Consider the following 10,833-nt stretch of genomic DNA (forward strand, 5'->3'; position numbering starts at 1 on the left):
CCCCACCCCCGTACTGGGTGGCCGTCCCCCGTTGTCCCCCGGGCCCGGATGCGGTTCGCTGGACGGAGCCGTTCGAGAGTCACGTCGACGACGACGCGACCACGCACGACACCACGACTTCAGGGGAACAGAACACGATGGACACCGCAGAGCCCGACACCGGACGCCCGGGCCCGACCGACCCGTCGGACGCCGCGACCACGCTCGACCCCGCCACGACCGTCGAGGTCGCCCCGGCGACGTCGACCCGACCGACGCGCCTCCGCCGCGAACGCGCCACGCGCCTGCGCCGACCCGCCACCTTCGTGCTGTCCTGGCTCGACCTGCCGAACGACGGCAGCGACCCCACGCTGCCCCTCGGCACCTGCCTGGTGCTCCGCACGGTCGGACGACCCGCCCGCGACGTGCTCGTCGACCTGCCCGGCGGGCCCGTCCGTGGTCGCGACAAGCTGCGACCCGGTGCCCCGCTCGGCATCGCGACCCCCGTCGAACTCGACGCGGTGGTCGCCCTCGGCACCGTCTTCGTCGAGTGGTCGGACGGCCGCGGCGTCAGCCGGACCACCTGGCTCCGCGTCCCGCCGGTCCCGGCGCGGTACCGCAGTCCCGCCGCTCGCTGATCTCGTCGGCGCGTCGCTCTGAGCCGGGCCCTCCCCCGGGAGGACGCGAGCGACGCATCGGGCCGCCCCTCGCCTCCCGGGCTCAGCGGCGGTAGGCCGCCGCCGGGTGCGTCTCGGGCAGCCGGGGCCCACCGCCGGTCAGCCGCTCGCGCAGCGTCTCGCCGGGCACGTACGCCTCCCGCAGTCGACCGCGACGACGCAGCTCGGGCACGATCAGCTCGACGAAGTCGGTCAGCGTGTCGAACGAGTGGTACTGGCGCAGGTTGATGCCGTCGATTCCCTCGTCGTCGAGCCAGCGCTCGACGGCGTCCGCCACGACCGTCGGGGTGCCGGCGACGAAGAACGTGCCACCCCAGGCCTCGTCGACCGAGTCGATCAGCTGGCCCACCGCGATGTCGAGCGGCAGTGCGGCGGCTCCCGGGTGGTCGAGCCGCCCCTCGGCCTCGAGCGCCTCACGCACGGTGCGGTCGCGGGGGTGGGACGGGGCGTCGAACGGGATGCTGCGGTGGATCAGCTTGCCCTGCTCGCTGGCGAACGAGCGGTAGAGCGCGAGCTTCTCGGCGACGACCTCGTCGGTCTCGCCGGTGATGACGCCGGCCTGCACGATGAACGACACGTCGTCGGCCGAGCGTCCGGCCGCCACGGCCGCCTCGCGCGTGGCGGCGCCGCCCGCCTTGACGGCGGGCCCGCCGGTGAAGACGACCTCGGCGTTGCGGGCCGCCTGCTCGACGCCCTTCGGCGACGCGGTCGCGAGGAAGAGCACGGGCGTCCGCTGCGGCGAGGGCTCGCTGAGGTGCGGGCCGGCGACCCGGAAGTGCTCGCCGACGTGGTCGATCGCGTGCACCTTGGCCGGGTCGGTGTAGACGCCCGAACCGGGCTCGAGCCCGTCGGCGGTGGGGTCGGCGACGACGGCGTCGTCCTCCCACGAGCCCTCCCACAGCTTGTAGAGCACGTCGAGGTACTCGGCGGCACGGGCGTAGCGCTCGGCCTTGGGGATCTCGGCGTCGAGGCCGAAGTTGCGCGCGGCGTTCGGCAGGTACGACGTCACGACGTTCCAGCCGACGCGTCCCTTCGTGAGGTGGTCGAGGGTCGACATGCGGCGCGCGAAGGCGAACGGCGGCTCGTAGCTCGTCGAGAACGTGATGCCGAAACCGAGGTGCTCGGTCACCGCGGCCATGGCCGGCACGACCATCATCGGGTCGTTGTTCGGCGCCTGGATGCCCTCGAGCAGGGCCGGCGCCGGGCTGTCGCCGAACACGTCGTAGGCACCCAGCACGTCGGCGATGAAGATCGCGTCGAAACCGCCGCGTTCGGCCAGGCGGGCCAGCTCGAGCCAGTACGCCAGGTCTTTGTACTCCCTGCGGTGGTTGTGAGGAAGCCGCCAGAGACCGTGCGTGATGTGCCCGACGCAGTTCATCTCGAAGAGGTTGAGGATCAGCTTCTTCTTCGAGGCGGGAACCCCGGAGTCGACGGCGACGGAGGGGACGGTGGCGGACGGGACGGGCGCGGGGGTGTCTGCGGTGCTCACGCGTCCTACTGTGCCGCACCGCGCCTCCTCGTCCACCGGGCGGTGACGCCGTGTTGCACGACGGGAAGGCCGGGCGGAACCACACCACACCGCGTTTCGTGCACGACACCGTGACGAGACGGGGCGCGGTGCACGGAACGCGGTGCGGTGCGGCGGGGCGGCGCCCGCGGCGCGGGCGCCACGGCGGCGCGGCGGGGGGCCGCGGGGGCCGAGCCGGGGCCGACCCGCACGGGCGGGGCGCGCAGGGCCCACGCCCCGAGGGCGCGGCCGTCGAGACGGGCGTCGACCGCGACGATGCGGCGGGCCAGCGTCACGCCGTAGTACTCGCGACGGCCTCCGCCGGCCGTGCCCGCCGTCCGGGCACCCCGCACGATCAGCCGTGCGACCGGGTCGATCAGCGTGAGCCAGCCGGGCCGGGTCGCGAACGCCCGGGGCACGAGCCGCAGCAGCCACCCGAGCGGCGACACGGGCCCGATCTCGAGCGACAGGTCGAGCACGTCGCCGCCCGCGGCGCCCGGGCCGGCCGAGACCCGCAGCGTCCGGTCGACGCCGCGCCACGAGACGGGCTGCACCCGCACCTCGTCGAACGTGTAGGTCGACGAGACGTAGTCGGCGACGGCCTGCGACGGTGCCAGCAAGGTGCGGTGACCGTCGGCGTCCTCCACCATCACGTCGACGAAACGGCCGAGCGGCGAACGGTTCCACAGCCCGACGACGACGCGCGTGCCGGATTCGGTGCCGAAGCCGGCGATGCGTCCGTGGAACCGCTGGTCGGGGGTCGCGCTGCTCATCGTCGCTACTCGGCCACCCGGGCCGAGACGGCCTCGAGGGCGGCGAGCTCGTCGGCGCTGAGGGCCACGCTCGCGCTGGCCAGCAACGCGGGCAACTGCTCGAGGGTGCGGGCGCTGGCGATGGGGGCGACGACGCGGGGCTGGGCCTGCAGCCAGGCGAGGGCGACCGTGGCGATCTCGACCTGGTGGGCGCTGGCGATGTCGCGCAGGGCGGCCACGACCTCGAGCCCCTCGTCGCTGAAGTAGCCTTCGATGTTGCCGCTGCGCGCCCCGGCGATGTCGTCGCGGGTCTGGTACTTGCCGGTCAGGAAGCCCGCGGCGAGCGAGAAGTACGGCGTGACGCCGAGCTGGTTCGAGGCGGCGAGCGGGGCCAGGGCGCGCTCGTAGGCCTTCCGGGTCACGAGGTTGTAGTGCGGCTGCAGGGCGACCGGGGCCGCGAATCCCTCGCGCCGGGCGATCTCCACCCACTCGGTGATGCGCTCGGGCGAGAAGTTCGAGATGCCGACGTGCCGCACCTTGCCGGCCTTCTGCAACGCGTCGAAGGCGCCGAGGGTCTCGGCGAGGTCGTCGCCGGTGTCGAAGTGCGCCCAGTACAGGTCGATGTGGTCGGTCTGCAGGCGGGTGAGCGAGGCGTCGGCGGCGGCCGCGACGTTGGCGGCACCGAGCCCGGGGAAGTCGGGGTGCTGGCTGACCTTGGTGCCGAGGACGATCTGGTCACGACGGGAGGCGCCGCCCTGGGCGAGCCAGGTGCCGATGACCGTCTCGGACTCACCGCCCGAGTTGCCGTCGGCCCAGGCCGAGTACACGTCGGCCGTGTCGACGAAGTTGCCGCCGCCGGCGACGAAGGCGTCGAGCACCGAGTGCGACTCGGCCTCGTCGCTGGTCCAGCCGAACGTGTTGCCGCCGAGGGCGAGGGGGAAGACGTCGAGGTCGGATGTTCCGATGAGGGGCATGCGGGGGTTCCTTTCGCGAACGTCGCGTCGGGTCGGCGCGGCGACTACCCAGGTCTAACGCGTCGGGGGCGGGTTCGTTCCCAGGTGCACGATCAGTAGCCCTGCTCGACGTCGACGACGCCCTCGGGCTCGCCACCCTCGGCGAGCGCCCGGATGTTCGCCTCGACCCGGGCCTGGAAGAGCGGCTCGGTCATCGCGTTCGTGTTGGCCTGGTGCGGGGTGATCAGGGCGCGGGGCTCGGCCCACAACGGGTGGCCGTCGGGCAGTGGCTCGGGGTCGACGACGTCGAGGCCCGCCGCCCCGATCCGTCCCTCGGCGAGCGCCGTGACGAGCGCGTCGGTGTCGACGAGCGGCCCGCGGGCGATGTTGACCAGCACGGCCGTGTCCTTCATGGCGGCGAACTGGTCGGCACCGAGCAGGCTGCGGGGGCCGCCGGGGAGCGCCGCGGCGACCACGACGACGTCGCTCGTCGGCAGCACCTCGGCCAGGCGGTCGACCGTGATCGTCCGGGCGGCGCCGGGCACGGCCTCGTCGGTGCGGCGCACCATCGTCACCTCGACGTCGAACGGCTGCCGCAGGCGCAGCAGTTCGGTCCCGCTGCCGCCGGCACCGACGATGGTGACGGTCGCCCCGTTCAGCGACATGCCCCGCTGCTCACGTTCCCACGAGGAGGCGCGGGCCCTGATCTGCAGGGAGCGCAGGGTCGCCAGCGTCAGCGCCAGGGCGTGCTCGGCCACGGGTGCGCTGTAGGCGCCCTTCGCACTGGTGAAGACCAGACCGTCGTGGGCGGTGGCCTGCATGGTCTCGACGTAGGCGTCGACGCCCGCGCTCGGCAGCTGCACGATGCGGACGCCGGGGTGCTGCTCGACGGCGGATCGCAGCTCGCCTTGGTCGATGCGCCCACCGACGACGATCATCTCGGTCTCGTCGCCGAGCTCGACGAGGCGGGCGTCGGCCGCGTCCACCGCCCGCTTCGCGGGCGCGACGCCCCATGTGTCGCCCGACGACCCCTCGGAGTCGGCGGTGGCGGAGGCGGCGGGGAGGACGGTGACGGCGACGGTGCTCATCCGTCCACCGTATCGATCCGGTCACGAAAACGACTCAGGCTCCTGTCCCCGTCGGACCGGTGGCAGAGTGACGCCGTCTGCCGGTCGCGAAACCCGATCGTGGACGCGGGAGGCACGGGTCAACGGCGACACGCGCCTCCTTCCCTTCGACTCCCCCGGCCGCCCGGCGGCCCCCGGTCGACCCCGGGTTCCCCCAGGGGTACGCTGTCCCACGGCCCAGGCGGGCCCACGGCCCCACCGGGCCCGGCGGCAGCACGACGGAAGGCAGGTGACCGGCGCTGGCTGGTGACAGTACTGGCGCCCCGCGGCATCCCTCCGTGGTCGCGCCGTCCGCCCCGCTCGTCTGAGCACCGGGCCCGACCGACCACGAGCGATGCCCACGGGCACCGACGTCTCCCGTCGACGCACGTCGTCGACGACCCAGCACCCCCGGTGTCGCGTCGTCGCCCGTGTGCGTCGGCCCGGCCCCACCGCACACCCGCCGTCCGCACGGCTGCCGTGACCACCACCCGGCACGACACCGTCCCTCGACGGACGGTCGTCGCACCACGAACGGCAGGAGCGCAGACCATGGCACTCATCGACAACGGCATCTACGTCGCGGGGCACCGCACCGACAGCCCGGCGAACCTCGACGAGACGTTCGAGTTGCTGCACGAACACCAGGGCATGGCCTGGATCGGCCTGTACCGCGCCGACCCCGACGAGGTGCGCTCGATCGCGCAGGAGTTCGAGCTGCACCCGCTCGCCGTCGAGGACGCGCTCAAGGGTCACCAACGCGCGAAGCTCGAGCGCTTCGGCGAGACGCTCTTCGTCGTGCTGCGCTCGGCCCGCTACCTCGACGCCGAGGAGACGGTCGAGTTCGGCGAGGTGCACGTGTTCGTCGGCCCGGGCTTCGTCATCACGATCCGGCACGCCGAGAACCCCGACCTCGGCCGGGTGCGCCGCCGCCTCGAGTCGAACCCCGAGCTGCTCGCGCTCGGGCCCGAGGCCGTGCTCTACGCCGTGCTCGACCAGGTGGTCGACGGCTACGGCCCGGTCGTCGCCGGCATCGAGAAGGACATCGACGAGATCGAGGACGAGCTCTTCGGCGGCGACCCCGAGGTGTCACGGCGCATCTACGAGCTGCTGCGCGAGGTGATCAGCTTCCAGCGCGCGACGAGCCCGCTGCGCGGCATGCTCGAGAACCTGCTGCGCGGGTCGGACAAGTACGGCGTCGACGTCGAGCTGCAGCGCTCGCTGCGCGACGTGCTCGACCACGTGCTGCGCATCGGAGAGCGCGCGGACACGTTCCGCGCGCTGCTCGAGAACGCCCTGACGGTGCACTCGACGCTCGTGACCCAGGCGCAGAACGACGAGATGCGGCGCCTGTCCGAGGCCGGGCTCGCCCAGAACGAGGAGACCCGACGCCTGTCCGAGGTCGGCCTGCAGCAGAACGACGAGGTCAAGAAGATCTCGGGCTGGGCGGCCATCCTGTTCGCCCCGACCCTGGTCGGCGGCGTCTACGGCATGAACTTCGACAACATGCCCGAGCTGCACTGGCAGTTCGGCTACCCGATGGCGGTCGCCGCGATGGTCGCGGTCGGCGCGAGCATCTGGGGCGTCTTCAAGTGGAAGAAGTGGCTCTGACGCTGTCGGGCCGGTGACGCGGAGAACGCAGGAGGCGCGGGTCGGGTGACCCGCGCCTCCTGCGTTCTCGAGGGGGTGCGGTGCTGCGGCTCGGGCCTAGGCCTCGAGCGCGGCGTCGAGGGTGATCTCGACGCCGGTGAGGGCCTTCGAGACCGGGCAGGTCTCTTTGGCGTTCTGGGCGGCCTCGAGGAAGGCGGCCTCGTCGATGCCGGAGACCTCGCCGCGGACGGTGAGGGCGATGCCGGTGAGCTTGAAGCCGCCGGCCGAGTCCGGGCCGAGCGAGACGTCGGCCTTGACGTCGAGGGCCTCGACGGTGCCGCCGGCCTGGCCGAGGACGGCCGAGAACTGCATGGCGTAGCAGGCGGAGTGGGCCGCGGCGAGCAGTTCTTCGGGGCTGGTGGCGCCGTTGGCGTCGTCGGCGGCACGCTTGGGGAACGAGACGTCGTAGGTGCCGAGCTTGGAGCTCGACAGTTCGACCTGGCCTTCGCCGGTCTCGAGGCTGCCGTTCCAGGCGGTGCGTGAGGTGCGAGTGGGCATGAGGTGCTCTCTTTCGTGGAGGGGGCCGACGTCGGGATCGGCGCCGGTCGGGTGTTCGGGAGTGTTCTGGTCGGTCAGTGGTGCTGGTCGGTGAGGGCGGCGGTGTTCGCCCGGACGGCGGCGGCGAGCGCGGCGATGTCGGCCCGCAGGGTCTGGAGGTCGGTCAGCTCGAGACCGGTGGCGCCGCAGATCTGATCGGCGAAGCCCGCGGCCTGCCCGCGGAGCGCGACCCCCGCCTCGGTCAGGGCGACGTCGACCGTGCGTTCGTCGGCGACCGACCGGGTGCGCGTCAGCAGCCCGTGGGCCTCGAGCCGCTTGAGCAGGGGGGACAGCGGGCCCGACTCGAGCTGCAACTGGTGGCCGAGCTCGGAGACGGTCGTCGGGCCGCCCTGCCAGAGGACGAGCAGCACGAGGTACTGCGGGTAGGGGAGGCCGAGCGGGGCGAGCAGGTCGCGGTAGCGGGCCGTGACGGCACGGGAGGCGTTGTAGAGCGCGAAGCAGATCTGCTCGTCGAGCACGGGCGTCGGGCCCGGGGTCGTCGTGTCGGCTGCTGCGGTCATGTCTGCGACTGTAGCACGTTGTGCCCGATTGAGTTGCGCACAACCCACTTTGCCTCCCGCTGCCCCGGGCAGACAGCGACGATCCGGTGTCAGACGGCGTCGGCCCGGCGCTCCCGGAAGGCGATCATGTTGACCCGGTTGCCGCAGCGGACGCTGCAGAACCGCTTCGACCCGTTGCGCGACAGGTCGACGAAGACCCCGTCGCAGTCGTCCGCCGCGCAGGCCCGCAGCCGGCCGGTCTCGTCGGTGCGGATCACGTCGACCAGGGCGAGCGCGGACTCGACGCGGATGCGGTCGGCGAGGGGCGCGTCGTCGCTCGTCGCGTGCAGGTGCCAGTCGAGGGCGTCGTGCCGCACGAGCCGGGGCGACGAGACGCTGTCGGCCAGCATGCGGTTGACCGCGGCGGCGAGCAGGTCGCGCTCGAGGGTCCAGATGCGTCGCAGCTCGGCCCGGACACCCTGCACCGAGGCCAGCTCGGCGTCGTCCCGGTCGAAGCGACCCGAGAAGGCGAACGAGTCGAGCAGGTCCTTGAGTTCGGCCCGGGTCGAGAGCTCGTCGTCACCGGATCGACTCGCCCCGGCACCGGTGTTGACCAGGGCGACGTTGAACTCGAGGACGTCTTCGGTGTCAGGGGCGAAATGCAAGTTGACTCCTTGTCAGACGCGGTCGTACGCTCGCGACAGAAGCGGCGCGTCACCACCCATTGTGCACGACGGCCCTGACAGAAGGAGTCCTCGTGAGCACCGGTGCGACCACGACCCCGTCCACGACGACGCCCCTCGCCGCGGGGCGCCCCGGCTCGACCACCGCGGGCCTGCTCGTCGCACTGCTCGCCGCGGCGTCGTTCGGCTTCTCGGGGCCTTTCGTCAAGCCGCTGCTCGAGTCGGGCTGGAGTCCCGTGGCCGCCGTCACCGTCCGCGCCCTGATCGGCGGGGTGGTGCTCGCACCCGTCGCACTCGTCGCCCTCCGCGGACGGCTCGGCCCGATCTGGCGGGCCCGGCGGCGCGTGCTCGGCACGGCCGTGATCGGTGTCGCCGGCACTCAGGTCTTCTACTTCGCCGCCGTGGTGCGCATCCCGGTCGGCACGGCGATCCTCGTCGAGTACCTCGCCCCGCTGCTGCTCGTCGGCGTCGCCTGGGCCACCACGCGATGCGTCCCGCAGGCCGTCGTCCTCGTGGGCTCCGTGATCGCCTTCGCGGGCCTCCTGCTGGTCGTCGCCCCGAGCGGCGGCGTGGCCCTCGACCCGGTCGGGCTCGCCCTGGCCGGGGCGGCCATGGTCTGCTGTGCCGCCTACTTCGTGATCGCCGCCCGGCCGAGCGGCGACCTGCCCCCGGTCGCACTGGCGGCGTCGGGCCTGCTCGTCGGTTCCGCCCTGCTCGGATTGCTGGGGCTGACCGGTCTGGTGCCGTTCACGATGTCGGCCGCCGACGTGCCGCTCTTCGACGCAGTCGTGCCGTGGTGGGTGCCGATGCTCGTGGTCGGCGTCGTCGCGACCGCGGTCGCCTACGCCACGAGCATCACGGCCAGCAGCATGCTCGGCTCGCGCCTGGCGTCGTTCGTCGGCCTGCTCGAGGTCGCGGCCGCCGCGCTCTACGCCTGGCTGCTGCTCGGCGAGGCCCTCACCCCGCTGCAGCTCGGCGGCGGCCTGTTGATCGTCGTCGGCATCGGCTTCGTCCGGGCCGAGCGCACCCGCGAGGCCGCGGTCGTGGCGGACGCGGTGGCCGAGACGCCCCTCGCCGACGCGGTGGCCGCGGGCCGGGGTGCGACCATGGGGTGATGGACTTCGCCGAGAACGCCAGCCTGCACGACCTCCCGCGCCCGGGCACGGCCTCCGAGATCGCGGCGACGTTCGGTCGCCCCGTCTACACGTTCGTCGAGCAGCCCCGCCTCGATCTCACGCAGCCCAGCACGATCGCGCACGACGACGTGCTGGACACCGTCGCCCTCACCTACGTGTTCGTCGCCGACCCGTCCGACCCCGAGGCTCCGTCCAACCTGGTCGAGAACGTCGCCGAGATCGACGGCCACCTGGCGGATGCCCTGGCCGCCGGGCAGCCGGAATGGTTCGTGGCCGGAGTGCGGGCGTTCCGGTATCCGATGCTGTGGGAGGCGGTGGTCACGACAGTCGCGCCCGACGACCCGGAACGGTCGGGCGCGCGCGATTCCGCGGCGGAACATCTCGCCCGGCACGTCAACCACGTGCTGATCAACACGGCCGAGGGGCGGAGCACCCGACCCGACGGCGCCGTACCTGTGCTGGATGCTCCGGTCACCGCCCGGCATGCGCAGCCGGGAGCGGTGCTCGTCGTCGACGGCGTCGAGCGCGCCGCCGTGCTGATCGACACCGATCCCGACCTGGTCGGCTGGGGCGCCGAGGTCGACGGCTCGATCGTGCTCGTGGTGCTGCCGCGGGACCTCGTGCCACTGGTCGACCTCCGGTTGACGTCCCTCGCGACCTGACCCGCGCCTCCTCGGCTTCCCTCCCCCACCCCGCGGACACCCGACGGCGACAAGGCGTCGGGTTCGGCCTACCCCGAGGGCGCTCGGCGGGCCGAACCCGACCTTCGAGAGCCTGGCAGCCGTACCAAACCCGACAGAACCCGTGCGACACGCCGCTCACCTCAGTCGATCAGGGGATGTGCGCTGGCAGTTGTCGCGATGTGCACACGGGGGCTGGGCGAGGCCGAGCGAACCAGGGGCGGGCATAGGGTCGGGGGGTGACCCCGACGACGCTGCCGCACAGCACGCCCTCCGACCAGAACGTCGACGCGGCGGGCATCGCCGCGTTCGTCGACGCCCTCGAGACCACCGCCGGCGTCGAGCCGCACAGCCTCATGCTGCTGCGCCACGGGCAGGTCATAGCCGAGGGCTGGTGGGCTCCGTACTCGGCCGACCGCGCCCACCTGCTCTACTCGCTGAGCAAGAGCTTCACCTCGTCGGCGGTCGGGTTCGCCGTCGCCGAGGGGCTGATGGGGCTCGACGACACCGTGCTCGGCCACTTCCCCGAGCTCGACGCCGAGGTGACCGACCCGCGCAGCCGGTCGATGCGCGTCCGCCACGTGCTCGCCATGGCCAGCGGACACCGCGCCGAGACCCCCGACCGGGCGCCCGCGACCGACCCGGCCGACGGCGTCCGCGGCTTCCTGCGCAC

Annotated in this window: 12 protein-coding genes; 5 read left to right on the forward strand and 7 right to left on the reverse strand. The window is 72.9% G+C overall.

The features are described from left to right. Window positions 1-137: 137 nt before the first annotated feature. Window positions 138-617, forward strand: coding sequence for a hypothetical protein (locus AEQ27_RS15750; RefSeq protein ID WP_054147533.1), 480 nt, complete (start codon window positions 138-140; stop codon window positions 615-617). A gap of 82 nt (window positions 618-699) precedes the next feature. On the opposite strand, the gene AEQ27_RS15755 is transcribed toward AEQ27_RS15750, so the two are convergent. The 4 genes from AEQ27_RS15755 to AEQ27_RS15770 all read right to left on the reverse strand — a co-directional run bounded on the left by AEQ27_RS15755 (window position 700) and on the right by AEQ27_RS15770 (window position 4,956). Continuing rightward, a complete protein-coding gene (locus tag AEQ27_RS15755) occupies window positions 700-2,145 on the reverse strand; it encodes an NtaA/DmoA family FMN-dependent monooxygenase (RefSeq protein ID WP_235451132.1) in 1,446 nt (481 codons plus the stop codon). Window positions 2,146-2,150: 5 nt separating this feature from the next. Then, entirely contained in the window at window positions 2,151-2,936 is a 786-nt protein-coding gene (locus AEQ27_RS15760) for a hypothetical protein (protein WP_200908389.1), read from the reverse strand. A gap of 5 nt (window positions 2,937-2,941) precedes the next feature. Continuing rightward, on the reverse strand, window positions 2,942-3,889 hold the full coding sequence (locus AEQ27_RS15765) for an aldo/keto reductase (protein ID WP_054147534.1): 948 nt from the start codon (window positions 3,887-3,889) through the stop codon (window positions 2,942-2,944). Between the two features lie 92 nt (window positions 3,890-3,981). Further along, on the reverse strand, window positions 3,982-4,956 hold the full coding sequence (locus AEQ27_RS15770) for an NAD(P)-dependent oxidoreductase (protein ID WP_082383669.1): 975 nt from the start codon (window positions 4,954-4,956) through the stop codon (window positions 3,982-3,984). Between the two features lie 570 nt (window positions 4,957-5,526). Here AEQ27_RS15770 and AEQ27_RS15775 point away from each other — a divergent pair. Further along, window positions 5,527-6,585 (forward strand): magnesium and cobalt transport protein CorA, encoded by a 1,059-nt coding sequence (locus tag AEQ27_RS15775; RefSeq protein WP_054147535.1) that lies wholly within the window; start codon window positions 5,527-5,529, stop codon window positions 6,583-6,585. Window positions 6,586-6,681: 96 nt separating this feature from the next. Here AEQ27_RS15775 and AEQ27_RS15780 read toward each other — a convergent pair whose 3' ends face one another. The 3 genes from AEQ27_RS15780 to AEQ27_RS15790 all read right to left on the reverse strand — a co-directional run bounded on the left by AEQ27_RS15780 (window position 6,682) and on the right by AEQ27_RS15790 (window position 8,326). Beyond that, on the reverse strand, window positions 6,682-7,122 hold the full coding sequence (locus AEQ27_RS15780; RefSeq protein ID WP_054147536.1) for an OsmC family peroxiredoxin: 441 nt from the start codon (window positions 7,120-7,122) through the stop codon (window positions 6,682-6,684). A gap of 74 nt (window positions 7,123-7,196) precedes the next feature. Next, window positions 7,197-7,682, reverse strand: a complete 486-nt coding sequence (locus AEQ27_RS15785; protein ID WP_054147537.1) for a MarR family winged helix-turn-helix transcriptional regulator — start codon at window positions 7,680-7,682, stop codon at window positions 7,197-7,199. 89 nt (window positions 7,683-7,771) lie between these two features. After that, entirely contained in the window at window positions 7,772-8,326 is a 555-nt protein-coding gene (locus AEQ27_RS15790; protein ID WP_082383670.1) for a CGNR zinc finger domain-containing protein, read from the reverse strand. Between the two features lie 92 nt (window positions 8,327-8,418). Between AEQ27_RS15790 and AEQ27_RS15795 the strand changes: the two genes are divergently transcribed. The 3 genes from AEQ27_RS15795 to AEQ27_RS15805 form a co-directional block, all read left to right on the forward strand. Next, complete coding sequence (locus AEQ27_RS15795; RefSeq protein ID WP_082383671.1) at window positions 8,419-9,459, forward strand: DMT family transporter; 1,041 nt, start codon at window positions 8,419-8,421, stop codon at window positions 9,457-9,459. Continuing rightward, window positions 9,459-10,142, forward strand: coding sequence for a hypothetical protein (locus tag AEQ27_RS15800; RefSeq protein WP_054147538.1), 684 nt, complete (start codon window positions 9,459-9,461; stop codon window positions 10,140-10,142). Before AEQ27_RS15795 ends, AEQ27_RS15800 begins: the two co-directional genes overlap by 1 nt. A gap of 257 nt (window positions 10,143-10,399) precedes the next feature. Then, window positions 10,400-10,833 (forward strand): serine hydrolase domain-containing protein (locus AEQ27_RS15805; RefSeq protein ID WP_152970421.1); only part of this gene is annotated, 434 nt, incomplete at its 3' end.

The organism is Frigoribacterium sp. RIT-PI-h (genome assembly GCF_001297205.1).
Classification (GTDB): domain Bacteria; phylum Actinomycetota; class Actinomycetes; order Actinomycetales; family Microbacteriaceae; genus Frigoribacterium.

What these genes read in the sequence shown, in the direction of transcription:
- AEQ27_RS15750 (WP_054147533.1), top strand. Translation starts at nt 138, where the DNA reads ATGGACACCGCAGAGCCCGACACCGGACGCCCGGGCCCGACCGACCCG.
- AEQ27_RS15765 (WP_054147534.1), bottom strand. Translation starts at nt 3,889, where the DNA reads ATGCCCCTCATCGGAACATCCGACCTCGACGTCTTCCCCCTCGCCCTC.
- AEQ27_RS15770 (WP_082383669.1), bottom strand. Translation starts at nt 4,956, where the DNA reads ATGAGCACCGTCGCCGTCACCGTCCTCCCCGCCGCCTCCGCCACCGCC.
- AEQ27_RS15785 (WP_054147537.1), bottom strand. Translation starts at nt 7,682, where the DNA reads ATGACCGCAGCAGCCGACACGACGACCCCGGGCCCGACGCCCGTGCTC.
- AEQ27_RS15780 (WP_054147536.1), bottom strand. Translation starts at nt 7,122, where the DNA reads ATGCCCACTCGCACCTCACGCACCGCCTGGAACGGCAGCCTCGAGACC.
- AEQ27_RS15760 (WP_200908389.1), bottom strand. Translation starts at nt 2,936, where the DNA reads ATGAGCAGCGCGACCCCCGACCAGCGGTTCCACGGACGCATCGCCGGC.
- AEQ27_RS15775 (WP_054147535.1), top strand. Translation starts at nt 5,527, where the DNA reads ATGGCACTCATCGACAACGGCATCTACGTCGCGGGGCACCGCACCGAC.
- AEQ27_RS15800 (WP_054147538.1), top strand. Translation starts at nt 9,459, where the DNA reads ATGGACTTCGCCGAGAACGCCAGCCTGCACGACCTCCCGCGCCCGGGC.